The organism is Streptomyces sp. ME19-01-6 (genome assembly GCF_033793745.1).
In the GTDB taxonomy this organism is placed as follows: Bacteria; Actinomycetota; Actinomycetes; order Streptomycetales; family Streptomycetaceae; genus Streptomyces.
In genome coordinates, this window is record NZ_JARAXF010000033.1 from 99,775 (window position 1) to 119,560 (window position 19,786).

Below are 19,786 nucleotides of genomic sequence, written 5' to 3' on the forward strand. Positions count from 1 at the left end.
AATGGACTTATCCGTGACCAGCGCCGATCTCACCACCGTCGCCACCTCGACCACGCCCTCCATGTTCATCCCCGCCCCGATGACGCCCTACCAGGGGGACATCGCCCGCTACTGGGACGGCGAGGCCAGGCCCGTGAACCTGCGTCTCGGCGATGTCGACGGCCTTTACCATCACCACTACGGCATCGGCGACGTCGACCACGCCGCCCTCGGCGACGCCGACGACAGCGAATACGAGAAGAAGCTGATCGCCGAGCTCCACCGCCTGGAGTCGGCGCAGGCCGAACTCCTCCTGGACCACCTCGGCCCCATTGGGCGCGACGACACGCTCGTGGACGCCGGGTGCGGCCGCGGCGGCTCGATGGTCATGGCCCACCAGCGCTTCGGGTGCAAGGTCGAGGGCGTCACGCTGTCGGCCAAGCAGGCCGACTTCGCCAACCAGCGTGCCCGCGAACTCGGCATCGAGGACCACGTCCACGCCCGCGTCTGCAACATGCTCGGTACACCCTTCGAGACCGGGCAGGCCGCGGCCTCGTGGAACAACGAGTCGAGCATGTACGTCGACCTGCACGACCTCTTCGCCGAGCACTCCCGCATCCTCGCGGTCGGCGGCCGCTACGTGACCATCACCGGCTGCTGGAACCCGCGTTACGGCCAGCCCTCGAAGTGGGTCTCCCAGATCAACGCGCACTTCGAGTGCAACATCCACTCCCGCCGGGAGTACCTGCGCGCCATGGCCGACAATCGACTCGTACCGCAGGCCGTCATCGACCTCACTCCCGCGACCCTGCCCTACTGGGCGCTGCGGGCCACGTCCTCACTGGTCACCGGCATCGAGGAAGCGTTCATCAACTCCTACCAGGACGGCTCCTTCCAGTACGTCCTGATCGCAGCCGACCGCGTCTGACCGCCTGCCGACGGAAAGGGCCGGGCCCGTCCCTGACGGGTCCGGCGTGTCCTCAGCCGGTGTAGCGCCGGAAGGAGGGGACCGCGGCGGTCAGGGCGAGCATGGTCACGGCGACCAGCAGGCCGCCCGCGGTCACCGCCGCCCGGGGGCCGAACAGCGAACCGGCCGTGCCGTGCAGCAGGTCGGCCAGGCGCGGGCCGCCGGCCACCACGACCGTGAAGATGCCCTGCATCCGGCCGCGCATGTCGTCGGTGGCGACCGACTGCAGGATCGCCCCGCGGAAGACCATGGAGACCATGTCGGCGACCCCCGCCACGGCCAGGAAGGCCGCCGCCCACCACAGTTGGCCGCTCAGCCCGAACCCGGTGATGGCCAGCCCCCAGACCACCACGGCGGCGCTGACCATCAGCCCGTGCCGGCGGGCCCGCGAGAAGGTCCCCGACAGCAGCCCGCCGACCACCGCCCCGATGGGTATGGCCGCGAACAGCAGCCCGAGCGCGAACCCTTCGCCCCAGGGCGCGTAGGTGCTCGACGCCAGCTGCGGGAAGAGCGCCCGCGGCATGCCGAAGACCATCGCGACGATGTCCGCGAGGAAGGACAGCAGCAGCACCCGTTGGGCCACGATGTAACGGAACCCGTCGGCCACCTCCCGCCCGCCGGCCCGCCGCCGGCCGCGCGCCTTGCCCTCGTTGGCCGCGTTGCCCCCGTCCAGCGGGGGCAGCGCGGGCAGCCGCCACACGGCCCACAGGGTGACGCACAGCGCGACGGCGTCGATCAGATACAGCGTGGACAGGCCGATGAGCGGGATCAGCGCCCCCGCCAGCAGCGGCCCCAGCACCATGCCGGTCTGCGCGACGGTGGACTGCAGGGCGCCCGCGGCGGGCAGTTCCTCGGCGGGGACGAGCCGGGCGATCGAGGCACTGCGCGCCGGGAAGTTGATGCCGAACAGGCCCTGCTGGGCGGCGAGCAGCACCATCAGCAGCCCCACCGAGTGGATCCCGGCGGCGGACTGCGCCCAGAACAGCACCGAGATGACGGCGATGCCCACGCCTGTGACGAGCATCAGGGTCCGCCGGTCCACCCGGTCGGCGACCGCGCCGCCCCACAGCGCGAAGACCACCAGCGGCAGCAGCCCCGCGAAGCTCGCGTAGCCGACCCAGGCCGAGGAGCCGGTGAGGTCGTAGACCTGCTTGGGCACGGCCACCGCGGTGAGCTGGCTGCCGATCGTGGTGATGGAGGTGGACGCCCACAGGCGGCGGAACGGACGGTGCCGCAGGGGCCGCACGTCCATCACCCACCGCCGCCACCCCTTCCGGGCCGGCCCCTTCTCACCCGGCCCGTTCCCGCCCGGCCCGGCGGGGCGGCTCTCCTGCGCCTGGCCGGAGTCCTCCTCGGTGTTTCTCGCGGTCTCCACGGCTGACTCGATTCCCCTTACACCCATCTCCGGAAACGGACCCATTGTGGCCCCTCCCGGCCCGCGCCGTACGGCCGTCTCAGCCTCCGGCCGCCGGATGGATCTTCCCGGTGCGCGAGGTCAGCCGGGTGCCGCTGCCGCCCCAGCGGTCGGCGACGATCTCGGCGGCGATGCTGACCGCGGTCTCCTCGGGGGTCCGGGCGCCCAGGTCGAGGCCGATGGGCGAGGCCAGGCGGGCCAGGCGGTCCTCGCCGAGGCCGCGCTCACGCAGGCGGCGCAGCCGGTCCTCGTGGGTGCGGCGGGAGCCCATGGCGCCGATGTAGCCGAGCGGGAGGCGCAGGGCGACCTCGAGCAGCGGCACGTCGAACTTGGGGTCGTGGGTGAGGACGCAGACCACGGTCCGCTCGTCCAGCCGGCCCGCCTCCGCCTCGGCCCGCAGATAGCGGTGCGGCCAGTCGGTCACGACCTCGTGCGCCTCGGGGAAGCGGCGCCGGGTGGCGAAGACGGGGCGGGCGTCGCAGACGGTGACGCGGTAGCCGAGGAAGCCGCCGATGCGGGCCAGTGCCGCGGCGAAGTCGACGGCGCCGAAGACCAGCAGCCTGGGCGGCGCGGCATGGGCGGATACGAACAGGGTGAGCTCCGCGCCGAGGCGCCGGCCGTCGTAGCCGTGGCGCAGGGTGCCGGTGCGCCCGCCGGCCAGCATGCCGCGCGCGGCCTCGGCGGCCGCCGCGTCCAGCCGCTCGGAGCCGAGCGACCCGGTGGTGGAGTCGGGCCGGACCACCAGGCGACGGCCCAGCCTGGCCTCGGGGTCGGGGCCCTCCACGGCGACGCAGGTCACCTCGGCCACCGGCGCCCCGGCCCGGATCGCCGCGGCCACCTCGCCGAACTCGGGAAAGCCGGTGGGGTCGATCCGCTCCACGTAGATGTCGATGACTCCGCCGCAGGTCAGCCCGACCGCGAAGGCGTCGTCATCGCTCACCCCGTAGCGCTGGAGCGCCGGTGTGCCCGAGGCGGTGACCTCCTGGGCGAGTTCGTAGACCGCGCCCTCGACACAGCCGCCCGAGACGCTGCCGACGGCGGAGCCGTCCGGCCCGACCAGCATGCTGGTGCCCGGCGGCAGGGGCGAGGAGCGCCAGGTGTCCACGACCGTGGCGCGGGCGAAGGGCTCACCCGCCCGCCACCATCGGTGCGCCTCCCCGACCGCCCGCGGCAGCTCCCCACCCGGCGTCCCGACACCCGGCATCTCCGCCTCTGGCATGCCCGAAGTTCCTCAACTCATGTAAGAGATTGATACATTGGATGTATGAGCCTCTCACATTCGTCTCCGAGTAGCGACATCACCTTGCGCATCAACGGCACCGAACACACCCTGACCGTGGACAACCGGACCACCCTGCTCGACGTGTTGCGTGAGCGGCTGGGGCTGACCGGCGCGAAGAAGGGCTGCGACCACGGGCAGTGCGGCGCCTGCACCGTCCTGATGGACGGCGAGCGGATGAACAGCTGCCTGATGTTCGCGGTGGCGGCCGAGGGGCGGGAGATCGTCTCGATCGAGGGGGTGGCGGACCTGGCAGTCGGCGCGGAGCTGCACCCGGTGCAGCGCGCGTTCCTCGACCACGACGGGCTGCAGTGCGGCTACTGCACCCCGGGCCAGATCTGTTCGGCCATCGGGGCGCTCGGCGAGGCCCGGCGGGGCTGGCCGAGCCAGGTGACCGCAGACACCGCCACCGACACCGCCACCGCCGCGGGCATGGGCGTGGGCGCGCTGGACCACGAGGAGGTCCGCGAGCGGATGAGCGGCAATCTGTGCCGCTGCGGCGCGTACGGCGGCATCGTGGAAGCGGTCCTGGAGGCGGCGGGCGCGGACGGGGGCGCACGATGAGGGAGTTCGCCTACGTACGCGCCGCCGACGCCGCCGAGGCGGCCGCGCTGGTGGCGGACCGGCCCGACGCGGTGTATCTGGGCGGCGGTACCAACCTGGTGGACCTGATGAAGCTCGGCGTCGCCGGACCGGGCCTGGTCGTGGACGTCTCGCGGCTGGACCACGACCGTATCGAGCACCAGGCCGACGGCTCGGCGCTGATCGGCGCCGCGGTGCGCAACGGCGAGCTGGCCGGCGACCCGGGCGTCCGGGAGCGTTTCCCGCTGCTGTCGCAGGCGCTGCTGGCGGGCGCGTCGGGGCAGCTGCGCACGGTCGCCACGGTGGCGGGCAATCTGCTGCAGCGCACCCGCTGCGGCTACTTCCAGGATGTGACCAAGCCCTGCAACAAGCGCGAGCCCGGCTCGGGCTGTCCCGCGATCGAGGGCGCGCACCGCGAGCTCGCGATCCTCGGCACGTCCGAGCACTGCGTGGCCGGCCACCCGTCCGACATGGCGGTGGCGCTGGTCGCCCTGGACGCGGTGGCTCGGCTGCGCTCGTCGGACGGCACCACGCGCGCCGTCCCGGTGGAGGAGCTGTACGTGCTGCCCGGCGATACGCCGCAGCGGGAGACCGTGCTGGAGCACGGCGATCTGATCACCGGGGTGGAGCTGCCGACGCCACCGCCGGGCGCGGCGATGGCCTTCCGTAAGGTACGCGACCGCCGCTCGTACGCCTTCGCGCTGGTCAGCGTCGGCGCGGCGGTGAGTATGGACGAGGCGGGCCGGCTGGCGGACGTCCGGATCGCGCTCGGCGGAGTGGCGCCGCGCCCGTGGCGGGCCAGGACGGCGGAGTCCCTGCTGCGGGGGCAACGCCCCGACGAGGAGACGCTGCGCGAGGCGGCGGGGGCCGAGCTGGCCGCGGCCCGCCCGCTGCGGGACAACGCGTTCAAGGTCGACCTGGCCATTGACCTGATCGTCGCCGCCATCCGCGACCTGGTCGCGAGGAAGGACCGCGCATGACCACCGTCGAGCAGACGATCGGCGCCCCGCTGACCCGTGCGGACGGCCCCCAGAAGGTCACCGGGGCGGCGCGCTACGCCTATGAGTTCCCGATCCCGGACATCACCTATGTCTGGCCGGTGCAGTCCACGATCGCCCGCGGCCGGGTGACGGAGGTGGACCCGTCCGCGGCCCTCGCCCTGCCCGGGGTGCTGGCGGTCCTCGACTCCGGCAACGCCCCGCGGCTGAACGCGGACGCGGAGGTGGGCGCCGACCTGTTCGTGCTGCAGTCCCCCGAGGTCGCCTACCACGGCCAGATCGTGGCGGCGGTGGTGGCCACCTCCCTGGAGTCAGCGCGCGAGGCCGCCGCGGCGGTGGCGCTGAGCTACGCGCCCGAGCCGCACGATGTGGTGCTGCGCGCGGACCACGAGGCGGTGTATGTCCCCGAGCGGGTGACCGACGGCAGCCCCGGGTTCGTGGAGCGCGGCGATGTGGAGCGGGCGCTTGCGGCCGCCGCGGTGCGCACCGACGCCACGTACACCACCCCGGTGGAGCATGTGAGCCCGATGGAGCCGCATGCCACCATCGCGGCCTGGGAGGAGGACCGGCTGACCCTGCACGAGGCCAGCCAGGGCCCGCACATGGCCGCGCAGGTGATGGCCGGGCTGTTCGGGCTCGACCCGGGCGAGGTGGAGGTGGTCGCCGAACACATCGGCGGCGGCTTCGGGGCGAAGGGCATTCCGCGTTCGCCGGCCGTCCTGGCGGCGCTGGCCGCCCGGGTCGTACGGCGGCCGGTGAAGATCGCGCTGACCCGGCAGCAGATGTTCGCGCTGGTCCCCCACCGGGCGCCGACGATCCAGCGGATCCGGCTCGGAGCCGAGCGGGACGGCCGGCTGACCGCGATCGACCACCAGTCGGTGCAACCGCGGTCAAGGATCGTGGAGTTCGCCGACCAGACGACGTCCTCGACGCGGATGATGTACGCGGCGCCGGATGTCCGCACCACGGTGAAGCTGGCGCCGCTGGACATCATGACGCCCGCCTGGTTCCGCGCCCCCGGCCACACCCCGGGCATGTTCGCGCTGGAGTCGGCCGTCGACGAGCTGGCCACCGAACTGGGCATGGACCCGGTCGAGCTGCGGATCCGCAACGAACCGGAGCTGGACCCGGACACCGGCAAGGCGTTCAGCAGCCGCGGCCTGGTGGCGTGTCTGCGCGAGGGCGCCGCGCGCTTCGGCTGGGAGCGGCGCGATCCGGCACCGGGGGTCCGCCGGGAGGGGCGCTGGCTGGTCGGCACGGGTATGGCCGCCTCGCACCACCCCGACTACACCCGGCCCTCGACGGCCACCGCGCGCGCCGAGCCGGACGGGAGCTTCGTGGTGCGGATCGGCGCGGTCGACATCGGGACGGGCGCGCGCACCGCGCTCGCGCAGGTGGCGGCGGACGCGCTCGGGGTGCCCCTGACCCGGCTGCGGCTGGAGATCGGCCGGGCGTCGCTGGGCATGGCGCCGTTCGCGGGCGGCTCGATGGGCACGTCCTCGTGGGGCTGGGCCGTCCACAAGGCGTGCCGCGCGCTGCTGGAGGAGGTGCGCGGCTACGCGGGCGTCGTCCCGGACGGCGGCCTGGAGGTGGTGGCCGACACCACCGAGGACGTCCAGACGCGGGCGGAGCTCTCACGCCACACCTTCGGCGCGCAGTTCGCCCAGGTGCGGGTGGACGGCGACACCGGCGAGATCCGCGTCGACCGGATGCTGGGAGTGTTCGCGGCCGGGCGGATCCTCAACCCGACAACGGCCCGCTCGCAGTTCCTGGGGGCGATGACGATGGGGCTCTCGATGGCGCTGCTGGAGGTCGGCGAAGTGGACCCGGTGTTCGGCGACTTCGCCAACCACGACTTCGCGGGCTACCACATCGCCGCCAACGCCGATGTGCCGAAGCTGGAGGCGCATTGGCTGGACGAGCGCGACGACCGGCTCAACCCGGTCGGTGCCAAGGGCATCGGCGAGCTGGGGATCGTGGGCTCGGCGGCGGCGATCGCGAACGCCTTCCACCACGCCACCGGGGTGCGGGTGCGCGATCTGCCGATCCGTATCGAGCGGTCGCGCGAGGCCCTGCGGACGATGCGCGACCGGGCCGGGAAGCGCGGATCGGGCGTCCGGTAAGGTCAGCCGGATGGCACGCAGCGGGGGCAGAGAGCGCGGCGCCTACCACCACGGCGACCTGGCCGCCGCGCTGGTCCGGGCGACGCTCGAGATAGTCGACGAGGTGGGGGTGCGCGGCTTCTCCGTGGCGGAGGCCGCGCGCCGCACCCAGGTGAGCCCTGGGGCGCCGTACCGCCACTTCGCCGACCGGGACGCGCTGTTGGCGGCCGCCGCCCTGGAGGTCTCGCGCAGGCTGCAGGCGATCCATCTGCAGGCCATGGCCACCGCCTCCTCGTCCCATGAGCGCCTCGCCATGGTCGCCGGCAGCTATGTGCGGGCCGCCGCCGTCCACCGGGGCGGCTTCGATCTGCTCTTTGCCCCCGGCCTGCGCGCCCACCACCTGGAACTGCGCGACAGCACCCGGGAGTTCATCGACCTGCTGCTGCCGAGCGCGTTCGAGGTGGTGCCGCCGGGCCAGGGGGCCCAGACCGCCGTCGAGCTGCTCGAGGCGCTCTCGGCGGTGGCGCGCGGCTATGTCGCCCTCCTGCTCGACGGGATATTCGGCGACCCCGGCGCGGTGGCGGCGGAGGTCGCCACCCGCGCCACGCGGGCGGCCCGCGCCCTCGTGGACGGCTACGGACTCCCGGACACGACCCCTCAATGAAAGCGTCACGGTCTTGTACGTGCGGTGTCACAGTGATCAACTGAGACTGGTGTGACCGACCGGCACCCCCACAACTCGCCGGTCGGTAAAAACAGTTGAGTTCGGTCCGCCCCCCACGATCCGAACAGGATGGGACCCACGTCTATGCCTGAACGTCTGGGCCAGGTGCTCGTTTCGCACCGCCCCGTGCCCACCACGTACCCACCGCCCGCCGCCCGCCCCACCGGCCATGTGCTGGCCGTCGGCATGCCGGGGCCCAGACTCGACCGGCTGACCGACACCCTGCGCGGGGCCGGGCACGAGGTCAGCCACGCCCTGCCCGGGGACGTCAATCTGCAGGTCCAGCAGGCTCCCCCGGACGCGATCGTCGCGCTGGACGACCAGCCCTCAGAACACGGCGGACACGACGGACACGGCGGACAAGGCGGCCTCGAGCTGATCCGCGAGGTCCGCGCCGTCCCCGCGGGCCGCGCGCTGCCGCTGCTCATGGTCACCGCCGCCCCCGGGCCCACCGGCGTCGCGGACATGCTGCGGCAGGGCGCCGACGACTGCGTACCGGACAGCTCCGCCCCGGTCGAGCTGGCCGCCCGGATCGAGGCCAAGCTGCGCCGGGTCCCGGTCCCGGTGGAGAATCTGCTGCTCGACCCGCGCACCGGGCTCTACTCCCGCCAGCACTTCCTCGACGAGCTCGGCCGGGAGCTGCAGCGGCCCGTGGCCGGCCGGCGCGCCGGGGTCATGGCCGTGGTGGAAGTGGCCGAGATGGGCGTCCTGGAGTCCCGGCTGGGACCACGGGTGCGCCGGGAGGTCGCCGAGCGGCTGGCCGGCGTGGCGGAGAAACTGGGCGGCGTCTGCGACCGGTTCGGCTGGGACGACGACGGCCGTCTGCTGATGCTGTTGCCCGGCGTGGACGAGGAGGCCGCGCGGCGCAGCCTGCAGAAGTTCGCGGGCACCGTGGCCGGCACCCGGTTCATCGTCGCCGACGAGAACGTCCGGCTGACGCCCGCGATCGGCTGGACCCCGCTCGCCGAGTGCGCCGGCCACCACCAGGCCGTCGAGCAGGCCCGGGACGCGGTGACCGAGTCGCTGCGCCACCGGGATCTGCGCCCCGTGCGCTACGCGCCGTGGATGCGCGGCGCGCCGCGCCGTCACCGGCGGCGGCGTCCGCTCTCCTTGGCCCTGCGCCCGCTGATATCGGCGCTCTCCCCGCTCCTGGTGCTGCTGCTGGGCGTGGGCGTGCCGTTCGTCCTGTACCAGCGGATGTACGAGCTGGGCTGGGACCTGGGGTCGGCCATGTACTGGGTGGTGGTGGCGGGCCTGCTGCTGTCCGCGGTGCTGATCGTGGTGGAGTGTCTGTTCGCGCTCGACTCGGTGGACCGGCCCGACCGGCCCGCGCAGCCGTACCCCCCGGCCAGTGCCGTGATCGCCGCCTATCTGCCCAATGAGGCCGCGACCATCGTCGACACCGTCGAGTCGTTCCTGCGCCTGGAGTACCCGAACGACCTGGAGATCGTGCTGGCGTACAACACGCCGCATCCGCTGCCCGTCGAGGACACCCTGCGCGAGATGGCCCGCCGCGACCCCCGGCTGGTGCTGCTCCCGGTGCCGGGCTCCACCTCCAAGGCCCAGAACATCAACGCGGCGGTCAGCCGGGTGCGCGGCGAGGTGGTCGGGCTCTTCGACGCCGACCACCACCCCGCCCCCGACGCCTTCCGGCAGGCCTGGGACTGGCTCTCGAACGGCTATGACGTCGTCCAGGGCCACTGCGTGATCCGCAACGGCGACAGCTCCTGGGTCGCGAGGCTGGTGGGGGTGGAGTTCGAGGCGATCTACGCGGTCAGCCATCCCGGCCGGACCCGGCTGTACGGATTCGGCGTCTTCGGCGGCTCGAACGGCTTCTGGCGCGCCGATCTGCTCGCCCGCACCCGGATGCACGGGTCGATGCTGACCGAGGACATCGACTCCTCGTTGCGCGCGCTCGGCGAGGGCGCGCGGATCGCCATGGACCGTACGCTCATCTCGCGCGAGCTGGCGCCCACCACGCTCAGGTCGCTGTGGAACCAGCGGTCGCGCTGGGCCCAGGGGTGGCTGCAGGTCTCGGTCCGCCACCTGTGGCGGGCCCTGCGCTCCCCCGCCTTCACCCTCCGTCAGAAGCTGGGGCTGCTGGTGCTGCTGGGCTGGCGTGAGGTGCAGCCGTGGCTGACCCTGCAGATCCTGCCGGTCCTGATGTACGCGGTGTGGAAGGCGGGCGGCCCCGGAAGGCTCGACTGGGCCGTGCCGGCCTGTGTGCTGGCCATGCTGTTCACGCTGTCGGCCGGGGTGGTCCAGGCCGCCTTCGCCTGGCGGCTCGCGGTGCCGGAACTGCGCCGCCGCAAGGGGTGGTTCTGGCGGTATCTCCTCGTGTCGACCTTCTTCTACACCCACTTCAAGAACATCGTGGCCCGACAGGCGTGTCTGAAGGAGGCGGTACGGGACCGGCAGTGGCGGGTCACCCCCCGGGCGGCGAAGGAGGCGGCGAATCGATGAGCACGCACACGGTGACCGTGAACTCCGTCCCCGCCACGCGGCGGGCACCCGCGCCGCCCCGGCCGCCGGAGGGGGCGCCCGCCCGCCGCCGGGCCGGCGAGATCGAGGGCTACCGCGGCCTGGCCGCGCTGAGCACGGTGGTCTTCCACGTCTGGCAGCAGTACTACACCTACGACCGCGACGGCTCGCACCCGCCGGTCGGCAACCGGTACCTCGGCTCCCTGATCTCCCTGGAGGTGATCGACCTCTTCTTTGTGATGTCCGCGTATCTGCTGACGCTGTCGTACGCGCGCGCCGCGATCGACGGGGGCTCGACCCGCCCCGCCCGGGCGTTCCTCTTCCGGCGGGCGATCCGGATCCTGCCGCTCTACTTCCTCGCGGTACTGGTCGTCTGGGCGAGCCGCAATCCGGAGCTGCCGGGCAACTGGCGGGACCTGGTCGCGCATCTGACCTTCACTCATGTCTTCGACCGGGAACAGATCTTCTACACCATCGGCCCCACCTGGTCGCTGTCGCTGGAGGTGCTGTTCTACCTCGCGCTCGTCGCCCTCGGCCCGCTGGCGGTGCGCGCCTGCCGGCCTCTTCGCCGGCGCGCTACGCGCGTCGCGCTGTGCGCCGGAGGTTGTCTGCTGCTGTATGTCGCGCCGCTGGTGTGGATCGCGGTGGCCCGCTACGGGTTCGAGGTGCCGCACACCGACTGGCCGGTGTACTTCGGCCCGCAGGCCCGCTTCGGCGGGTTCGCGGCCGGCATGGCGCTGGCGGTGGCGACGGTCGGCCTCGGCGAGCGGGGGCGGCTGGGCAGGCGCGCGGCGCCGGCGCTCCAGGTGGGCGCGGTGGTGGTCCTGTATCTGCTGTCGCTGTACTCGGCTCCGGAGAACGCCGCGTTCACCTTTTACCACCCGCTCGCCGCCCTGCTGTGGACGGTGCTGCTGTTCGGCACCCTGCACGTACGGCGGCGCACCCGGCTGCACCGGACGCTGACGGCCCGCGGGCTGACCTGGCTCGGGCTGATCAGCTACAGCATGTTCATCTGGCACGAACCGATCATGCTGGCCCTGTACGACGGCGGCCTGCTGCCGCCCGCGGGCCCGGCGGGCTTCCCGCTCGCCGTGGCGGTCGTGCTGGCGGTGGCCACGGTGGGCGCGGTGGTGAGCTACTGGGTCATCGAGTATCCGGCGAGCCTGCTGGGGCGTCTGCGGGACGGGAAGGGGCGGCCGCGCACGTTCTATCCGGAGTAGGCCGCCCATCCGGAGCCTGTAGGGCTGTAGGGGGCTGTAGGCAAGCTGTCGACCGGTTGTAGGGAGCGGCTGGGACTGTCGAGAGCGCGGGCGGCGCACCCGGTGTGCCGCCCGGTCCACGTCCCCACAGCCTTCAGGAGGTTCGGTGCAGCAGTCGTCGCCGGTCCGGTTCATCCAGGTCACCGAGGTCCAGCGGATCACCCCGCGCATGGCGCGCGTGACCTTCGGCGGGGACGACCTCGCCGACTTCGTCTGTGACGCGCCCGACCAGCAGGTCAAGTTGTACTTCCCCAGGCCCGGCCAGTCGGCGCCCCGCCTCCCGGAGCCCGGCGCTGACGGCGATGTGATGCGGTGGTACCACGCGTACCAGGCGATCCCCGAGGACGAGCGGCCGTGGATGCGCAGCTACACCATCCGGGCGCACCACCCACGGCGCCGGTCGTTGGACATCGACTTCGTCCTGCACGGAGATGGGAACGGAGAGGGAGACGGGGACAGGAACGCGGGCCCGGCGACGCGCTGGGCGCGGGCGGCCAGGCCCGGCGACACGCTCGGCATGTTCGGCCCCTCGGCGGCCTTCGCCCGCCCCGTGCCGCTCGGCGCGGCCGACTGGACGCTGCTCGCCGGGGACGAGTCCGCGCTGCCCGCGATCGGCACCCTGATCGAGGCGCTGCCCGAGGGCGCCCGCGCGGTGGCGTACATCGAGGTGCCCGACGCGGCGGAGGAACAGCGCTTCACCACCGCGGGTGAGGTGGAGGTGCACTGGCTGCACCGGAACGGGCGCCCCGCCGGAGCCGGCGGGCTCCTGCTCGACGCGGTGCGCTCGGCCGCCTTCCCGCCCGGCTCGCCTTTCGCATGGCTGGCCGGTGAGGCGGGGGCGGTACGGAGCCTGCGCCGGCACCTGGTCGACGAGCGCGGCATCGACCGGCGGTCGGTCGACTTCACCGGCTACTGGCGGCTGAGGCTCACCCAGGACGACGCCCCGACGGAGGAGGACCTGGCCGAGGCGCGAGAGCGGGTGGCGGACGCGCAGTCCCAGCCGAACGGCTGAGGCCCTTTATGCGGCCCCTTTATCCATGAGGCGTCTTTATCAAGGGCTCGGTGTGCCTCACACGAGGGCGGCGGCCTCCTTCACCTCGAGGCCGCCGCCCTCGGCGTACGCGCGCTCGTACGTCCGCGCGTCCAGCGCCCGGCGCAGCTCCGCCTCGGCCCGCTGCCGTACCTCGGCCGCGGCCGAGAAGGAGCGGAAGCAGAAGCCCTCCATCACGGGCCCGTGGTCGTAGGCGCCCAGCAGTCGCGCCCCGTCCTCCGCCGCGCCCAGGTGCGCCTTGGCCCAGGCCGCGCTGATGAACTGCTCGGCGATCAGATGCGGGGCGATGAGATAGGCCAGGGTCTCCAGGGAGCGCACGGCCCGCCGGAGGTGCCCCTGAGCGCGCTCGTACGCGCCGTCCAGGCAGTCCAGCCAGCCGTGCAGGCCCGCCACCATGCCGGTGAGGAACGCCGGGGTGGCGGCGGGAAAGGCCTGCTCCAACTGGTCGAGCTGGTCCCGCGCGGCGCCCGTGCGGCCGGTGCGGCCGAGGCGCTGGACCAGTATCAGCCGGGCCGTGTCCAGGGTCTCCCCGGCGCACCGGCCCGACTCCGCCACCGCCTGGCGCAGCAGCCGTTCGGCCGCTGCCTCCTCCCCCGCGTCCCGGGCGGTCTCCAGTCGTACGGACGCCAGCTTGGCCTTGAGCGCCGGGACCTGGGGCTGCGCGCCGCCCCGCGCGGAGATCTTGATGGCGCGCGCGAAGTCGGCGGCGGCCTCCTCGTACCGGTTCCGCCACTCATGCGCCTCGCCGCGCGCGGACAGCGACTCCGCGATCCCCCACGGATCGCCGGCCCGCTCGAACCGCGTCAGCGCCTGGTCGGCATCGCCCGCCGACCGCTCGGGGCCGCCGGGGTGGTCGTACCTCAGCCTCGCGCGCAGCAGCAGGGCGAAGCCGAGCTCCCAGACGTGCCCCAGCTCCCGGCAGTCCCGCACCATGGCGTCCAGGCTCTCACCGAGGCTCGCGGCCTGACCGGTGAGCAGCCTCGCGGAGAACCACAGGAAGCCCGGCTGGCGGCAGGTCTGCGGCAGCCCCGGCCGGTACGCGTCGACGATCCCGCGCAGATACTCCTGGGCGCCCTCCCGGTCCGCCGAGGCGCCGCCGACCCCTCCGCCGCCCGCGAAGACCATCAGCCGCATCCCGCGCCTGGCCTCCCACAGCTGTTCCTCGGACCAGGGCGGCGCCTGGTCGGTACAGGGATCGGCCAGCGGTACGGCGGGCCGTACGGGCGGGAGGAAGGGGTCGGGGCCGAGCGCGGCGACGGCGGGCGCCCAGGAACGGGCGTCCCCGTGGTGGTTGCGCAGCTGCCAGAACCAGCTCATGGACAGCGCCAGGCACAGCGCCTCCTGCTCCTCCCGCAGCGCCACGGCCCGCCGCAGCGCGGCCCGTACGTTGTCGTGCTCCGCCTCGAACCGCTCCAGCCACCGCGGCTGCTCCGGCCCGCGCAACAGCGGGTCGCCGGTGCGGACCAGTTCCCGGTAGACGGTCACATGCCGCCGCTCGACGGCCTCCCGCTCCCCGGCCTCGGCCAGTCGCTGCGCCGCGTACTCGGCGACGGTCTCCAGCAGGCGGTAGCGCATCCCGCCCGGGCCCTCGGGGACGGCGAGCACGAGCGACTTGTCAACAAGGGAACTCAGGATGTCGAGGGTGTCCTTGGGGACGGGGTCGGCCCAGTCGCCCCCGGCGCAGACGGCCTCGGCCTCCTCCAGCGCACAGCCGCCCGAGAAGACGGCCAGCCGCCGCAACACCGTCCGCTCACCGTCGTCCAGCAGGTCCCAGGACCAGTCCACCACCGCCCGCAGCGTTCGCTGCCGGGGCAGTGCGGTCCGGTGGCCGCCGGTCAGCAGCCGGAAGCGGCTGTCCAGCCGGTCGGCGATCTGCCGCGGGGTCAGCACCCGCAGCCGGGCCGCGGCCAGCTCGATGGCCAGCGGCAGGCCGTCGAGCCGGCGGCAGATCTCCACGCAGGCGGGCCGGTCGTCCTCCGCGCGGAACCCAGGGCGCACCGCGGCCCCGCGCTCGGCGAGCAGCCGCAGCGCCACCTCGCGCGGCAGCGGCTCGACGGGCCGCACGCACTCGCCCGGCACGCCAAGCGGCTCCCGGCTGGTGGTCAGCACGGTCACGTCCGGGCAGCCGGTGAGCAGGGCCTGGGCCAACTCGGCCGCGGCGTCGACCACATGCTCGCAGTTGTCGAGGACGAGCAGCATCCGGCGCCGACCGCAGTGCTCCACCAGCTCGGCGAGGGAGCCGGACGCGGCTCCCCCGCCCGCTCGCAGCTCCCCGGCGCCGGGCCCCCGCAGCGCCGCATCGCGCGCCCCCAGGGCGGTCAGCACCGCCTCCGCCACGGTCTCTCCGCCCCGTACGGGCGCCAGCTCGGCCACCCACACCCCGCCCGGCCACGCCCCGTCCGCCCCGGCCCCGGCCGCCGCCTCAGCGGCCTCCAGGGCCAGCCGGGTCTTCCCGACGCCGCCGGGACCCATCAGGGTGACCAGCCGCCGGGTGCGCAACTCGCCGACCAACGCGTCCAGTTCCGCCTCGCGCCCCACGAAGGTGGTGAGCCGGGGCCGCAGATTCCCCGGCCCGCGTTGCCCCCCATCTCCACCACGCCCACCACGCCAGTCGTCCTGCCCCGCACCATCGGGCGCACCGTGCTGCCCCAACCCACCTTCGGCCTGCCGCGCCGTACCGCCTTCGGTGTGCCACCGCTCGCCGCGCGCGCCGTCCCGCTCCGCGCCGCCCCACCGAGCACGCTGCCCCACATCGCCCCACGCGCCGCCGCGGTGCCCGCCGGGCCACGCGTCCGGGGGTGCCGGAGCCGCGTCCTCGGCCAGCAGCTCGGCGTGCAGGGCGCGCAGTTCGCTGCTCGGATCCGCGCCGAGGCGATCGACGAGCCGGAAGCGGACCTCCTCGTACGCCTGCAGGGCCTCGGCGCGGCGGCCGGTGGTGCGCAGGGCTCGGATCCAGAGGGCGTGCAGTGGCTCGTCCAGCGGTTCCTGACCCGCCAGCGCCGCCAGTTCGGCCAGGGCGCCCTCCGCACGGCCCAGTGCCACCTCGGCCGCCAGGCGGTCCCGGCGCGCCTGGGCGTGGCGCCGTTCGGCTCGTACGGCGGCGGGGCCGCCGCGCGAGGCGGGCGACGCCGCTCCCGCCGCGCCCGGCAGATCCGCGAGCAGCGGGCCGCGCCACAGCTTCAGCGCCTCGTCGAGCAGCGTGGCGGCCAGCCGCGCGTCGCCCGCGCCGATCGCGGCGGAGCCCTCCGCCGCCAGCCGCTCGAAGCGGAACAGGTCGATATCGTCCGGTGCCGCCACCAGTCGGTAGCCTCCGGGCACCGAGGCCACCGACTCCTTGCCCAGCGCCCGCCGCAGCCGTCCCACCAACGCCTGCACCGCCGCCACTTCGTCAGCGGGCGGCGCTTCGTCCTCGCCCCAGACCCAGGCGGCCAGCTGCGCCGTGGACGCCGGACGGCCGCCGCCCATGGCCAGTGCGCCCAGCAGTGCGCGCAGCCGGGCGCCGCCGAGCGGCACCTCGGTGCCGTCCGGACGGACGGCCTGGATGGCGCCGAGGACTCGGTAGCGGTAGGTCACCGGCCCATTGTCCCCGCACCGCCGCCCGGGCCGCCCCAGCCGCGCCCCTGACCCTGACCAGCGCGCGCCCGCGCCCCCGACCACCGCGAAAACGCCTTGGCCCGCTTCACCGCCGCGGTGATACTCGCCGCATGGATCTCTCCCTCATCGCCGCCTTCGTGGCGGCCGCCTTCCTGCTCAGCGTCGCCCCCGGCCCGGACATGCTCTTCATCGTGGCCAACGCCACGGCCGGAGGCCGCCGCGCCGGGCTGGTGGCCGCCCTCGGCATGTCGACCGGTCTGGCCGTGCACACGCTCGCCGCGGCGCTCGGCCTGAGCGCGCTGTTCCGGGCCGCTCCGGAGGCGCTGGAGGTGGTGCGGCTGGCCGGTGCGGTGTTTCTGATCTACCTCGCCGTCACCTCGTGGCGGGCGGGCCGCGATACGCCCGGCGGGGTCGACCAGGATCCCGAGCCCGCCACCGCGCCCCGGCGGCCGCTGCGCAAGCTCTACCTGATGGCGACGCTCACCAATGTGGCCAACCCCAAGGTCATCCTCTTCTACCTGGCGTTTCTGCCGCAGTTCCTGACCGTGGGCGATGGGGCGTGGCCGGTGTGGCTGCAGCTGCTGACCCTCGGCGGGCTGTTCATCATGGTCGGGCTGCCGGTGGACTCGACGGTCGGGCTGGCCGCCGGAAGTCTGGCGGACAAGCTTCTGCGCCGGCCCTCCTTCCGCCGTCGGCTGGAGCGGGCGTCGGCCGTGGTCTTCGGCGGGCTCGCGGTCCGGCTGGCGCTCGACAGCCGCTGACCGACACATCATCACAAACCTTCCGCGTGTGCCGCGGTCGCTCAGAGTCCCCTCCCCGGAAAACGACAAGGTCCGGCCCCCCTTCTTTTTTGCGCCGCACCCGGGATATCCATGAGGTGAGCGGCCGCGCACCGGCCGTGACCGGCACAGACGGAAGGACCCCTGGAACCATGAGCGACACGACACGGCCGGACCCCGCACAGGGCGGCTGGTACGTGGACGACCGCTGTACGAACTGCGACGTGGCGCGGCAGCTCGCCCCCGGGCTGATCGGCGAGGCCGACGGCCGCTCGCGGATGCTGCGCCAGCCGCGCGACGAGGCCGAGACCAGGCTGCTGCACACCGCCGCGTACGCCTGCCACACCCGGTCGATCCGCCCTCCGTCCGGGCAGCGACTCGACCCGGCCCTCGACCCGTTTCCGATGGCCCTGGACGACTTCGTCTGGCTGTGCGGACACAACTCGGCGCACACCGCCGCGGCCAACTCGTACCTGCTGCGCCGCCCGTCGGGGAACGTCATGGTCGACACCCCGCGCTGGAGCGAGTCGCTGGCCGAGCGGTACGAGGCGCTCGGCCCGGTGACCGAGGTGCTGCTCACCCACCGCGACCACGCCGCGCACGGCCGCCGCTGGGCGGACCGCTTCGGCGCCCGGCTGTGGATCCACGAGGGCGACCTGGCCGCGGCCCCGGACGCCGACCGCGTGCTGCGCGGCACCGAGCCGGTCGAGGTCGCCGACGGCGTGGTCGCCCATCCCCTCCCCGGGCACACCGAGGGCAGCGTCCTGTATGTCGCGGACGAGCGGTACTGCTTCAGCGGCGACAGCCTCTACTGGTCGCGCACCACGGCGGACATCGAGGTCGTGGAGAGCGTGACCTGGTACTTCATCGAGGAGTTGGCCGCGTCCCTGGCCCGCTCGGCCCCACGACTGCGCTTCGAGTGGCTGCTGCCCGGCCATGGGGACCGCAAGCGGCTGACCGCCGCGGAGACGGCCCGCCGCCTGGCGGGGCTGACGGACCGTGTGCGGGCGCTGCGGCCCCAGCCGATCGACTTCTCCGCCGTCCGCTGGTGAGCGACCGGCGGGCCACACCCGGACGCCGGTCGCGGCGGCTCCCCACCGCACTTCCTCAGATGCTGCTCAAACCCGTGGCCTCGGCAATCTCCCCGGCCGTCGGCGCCAGTAGGCTCGCGGTCGGCACCAGGACGAGCACGGGAGCAAGACCGTGGGAATCGGGGATTTCATACCTGATCCGGCGAAGCACTTCGTCGGCGACCAGGTGGAGAACGCGGGCGAGATCATCGACTGGGCGGGCTACTCCACCGCCGACCGGCTGGACGACATCGGCTGGGACGGCGGTGCCGACTGGGTCCGCGACAAGACCGACTCGGCCGCGAACGTGCTGGGCGCTGACGTCGCCGAGTTGGACCTCGACCGGACCGAGGACCCGAAGAAGCTCGTCCACGGCAGCCCCGGCAAGCTGCGTTCCACCGCCGACCACCTGACCACCTTCCAGAAGGCCTTCAACGACGTCGCCAAGGGGCTCAAGGGGGTGGGCCCCGACTCCCTGAAGGGAGAGTCCGCCGCCGCCTTCACCGAGAAGGTGTCCACCCAGCCGAAGAAGTGGTACGCCGCGGCCGACGCCTGCGAGAAGGCGGCCGGGGCGCTGCGCGAGTTCGCCGAGACAGTCGAGTGGGCGCAGAAGCAGGCCGACGAGGCGATCCGCGCCTACCGGAAGGGCAAGAAGGCGTCCCAGGAGGCCCGCGCCGGCCACGACGCCGAGGTCTCCGCCTACAACGACGCGGTGACCGCCTACAACGCCACGCCCGCCGACCGGCGCGACCCGGGCGAGCTCCCCGACCGGCCCGGCGCGTTCCATGACCCGGGCAGCGCCGGCATGGAGGCGGCACAGGACATCCTCGCCGAGGCGCGGCGGCAGCGGGACGTGGCACACCGCGCCGCCCGGCAGGCGGTGGAGGCGGCGCGGGACAAGGCCCCGGCGAAGCCCTCGTACTTGAAGCGGGCGGGGGACGGGCTGGACGGGCTCCGGCTGGACGGGCAGCACTTCCTCGGCGGCGTGGTCAAGGGCACCGCTGGGCTCGTCGGCTTCGCCCGCTCCATGAACCCCCTGGACCCCTACAACCTCGCCCACCCCGCCGAGTACGCCACCCACGTCAACGCCACCGCCGCCGGGCTGCTCCAGATGGCCAACGACCCCCAAACGGCACTGAAGGGCATGTGGCACTCCTTCGAGCAGGACCCCGCGGAGGGCCTGGGGCGGCTGGTGCCCGAACTGGTCGGCACCAAGGGCCTCGGGGGCCTGCGGAGCTTCGCCACCGCAGGCAAGGACCTCGCGAAAATCGCCGAACAGGCGCCGGGCAAAGGCTGGAGGGGGAAGTTCGGCGGCCACAGGCAGGTCGCCGAGGAGGGCGCCGCGCAGCACAGTGTTCCCGACGCCGCCAAGACCAGCGGGGGCACCGACCCGGTGGACCTGGCCACGGGGAAGATGTTCCTGCCGCAGACCGATGTGTCCCTGCCCGGCCTGCTGCCGCTGGTGTTCTCCCGCAGGGCCGAGTCCGGCTACCGCGCCGGGCGGTGG

Annotated in this window: 14 protein-coding genes; 11 read left to right on the plus strand and 3 right to left on the minus strand. The window is 73.7% G+C overall.

Going from position 1 to position 19,786, the window contains the following annotated elements; translation table 11 throughout:
• Window position 1: 1 nt before the first annotated feature.
• Window positions 2-907, plus strand: coding sequence for a geranyl diphosphate 2-C-methyltransferase (locus PV419_RS42965; RefSeq protein WP_319698405.1), 906 nt, complete (start codon window positions 2-4; stop codon window positions 905-907).
• Between the two features lie 52 nt (window positions 908-959).
• Here the strand turns inward: PV419_RS42965 and PV419_RS42970 are convergent, their stop codons facing one another.
• Entirely contained in the window at window positions 960-2,321 is a 1,362-nt protein-coding gene (locus tag PV419_RS42970; RefSeq protein WP_319698406.1) for an MFS transporter, read from the minus strand.
• Between the two features lie 79 nt (window positions 2,322-2,400).
• Window positions 2,401-3,564 carry an XdhC/CoxI family protein gene (locus tag PV419_RS42975; RefSeq protein WP_319698432.1) on the minus strand — a complete coding sequence of 388 codons (1,164 nt, stop codon included), beginning with the start codon at window positions 3,562-3,564 and terminating at the stop codon, window positions 2,401-2,403.
• 60 nt (window positions 3,565-3,624) lie between these two features.
• Between PV419_RS42975 and PV419_RS42980 the strand changes: the two genes are divergently transcribed.
• The 7 genes from PV419_RS42980 to PV419_RS43010 all read left to right on the plus strand — a co-directional run bounded on the left by PV419_RS42980 (window position 3,625) and on the right by PV419_RS43010 (window position 12,797).
• Window positions 3,625-4,203, plus strand: coding sequence for a (2Fe-2S)-binding protein (locus tag PV419_RS42980; RefSeq protein WP_319698408.1), 579 nt, complete (start codon window positions 3,625-3,627; stop codon window positions 4,201-4,203).
• Window positions 4,200-5,201 (plus strand): xanthine dehydrogenase family protein subunit M, encoded by a 1,002-nt coding sequence (locus PV419_RS42985; protein WP_319698410.1) that lies wholly within the window; start codon window positions 4,200-4,202, stop codon window positions 5,199-5,201. The genes PV419_RS42980 and PV419_RS42985 overlap by 4 nt, the downstream gene beginning before the upstream one ends.
• Window positions 5,198-7,342, plus strand: coding sequence for a xanthine dehydrogenase family protein molybdopterin-binding subunit (locus PV419_RS42990; protein WP_319698411.1), 2,145 nt, complete (start codon window positions 5,198-5,200; stop codon window positions 7,340-7,342). Before PV419_RS42985 ends, PV419_RS42990 begins: the two co-directional genes overlap by 4 nt.
• 10 nt (window positions 7,343-7,352) lie before the next feature.
• Window positions 7,353-7,985 carry a TetR/AcrR family transcriptional regulator gene (locus tag PV419_RS42995; RefSeq protein ID WP_319698412.1) on the plus strand — a complete coding sequence of 211 codons (633 nt, stop codon included), beginning with the start codon at window positions 7,353-7,355 and terminating at the stop codon, window positions 7,983-7,985.
• Between the two features lie 144 nt (window positions 7,986-8,129).
• The gene (locus PV419_RS43000; RefSeq protein ID WP_319698413.1) at window positions 8,130-10,508 is read left to right on the plus strand and encodes a glycosyltransferase; all 2,379 of its coding nucleotides are present in this window, start codon (window positions 8,130-8,132) and stop codon (window positions 10,506-10,508) included.
• Window positions 10,505-11,746 (plus strand): acyltransferase, encoded by a 1,242-nt coding sequence (locus tag PV419_RS43005; protein WP_319698415.1) that lies wholly within the window; start codon window positions 10,505-10,507, stop codon window positions 11,744-11,746. Before PV419_RS43000 ends, PV419_RS43005 begins: the two co-directional genes overlap by 4 nt.
• Window positions 11,747-11,891: 145 nt before the next feature.
• Window positions 11,892-12,797, plus strand: a complete 906-nt coding sequence (locus tag PV419_RS43010) for a siderophore-interacting protein (RefSeq protein WP_319698417.1) — start codon at window positions 11,892-11,894, stop codon at window positions 12,795-12,797.
• 57 nt (window positions 12,798-12,854) lie between these two features.
• Here the strand turns inward: PV419_RS43010 and PV419_RS43015 are convergent, their stop codons facing one another.
• Window positions 12,855-16,409, minus strand: a complete 3,555-nt coding sequence (locus PV419_RS43015) for an AfsR/SARP family transcriptional regulator (RefSeq protein WP_319698419.1) — start codon at window positions 16,407-16,409, stop codon at window positions 12,855-12,857.
• A 131-nt stretch (window positions 16,410-16,540) separates the two neighbouring features.
• On the opposite strand from PV419_RS43015, the gene PV419_RS43020 reads away from it, so the two are divergent.
• The 3 genes from PV419_RS43020 to PV419_RS43030 form a co-directional block, all read left to right on the plus strand.
• The gene (locus PV419_RS43020) at window positions 16,541-17,191 is read left to right on the plus strand and encodes a LysE family translocator (RefSeq protein ID WP_319698421.1); all 651 of its coding nucleotides are present in this window, start codon (window positions 16,541-16,543) and stop codon (window positions 17,189-17,191) included.
• Between the two features lie 170 nt (window positions 17,192-17,361).
• Window positions 17,362-18,261, plus strand: coding sequence for an MBL fold metallo-hydrolase (locus PV419_RS43025; protein ID WP_319698422.1), 900 nt, complete (start codon window positions 17,362-17,364; stop codon window positions 18,259-18,261).
• 151 nt (window positions 18,262-18,412) lie between these two features.
• Window positions 18,413-19,786, plus strand: a 1,374-nt coding sequence (locus PV419_RS43030; RefSeq protein WP_319698423.1) for a putative T7SS-secreted protein, incomplete at its 3' end; no start/stop codon positions are given.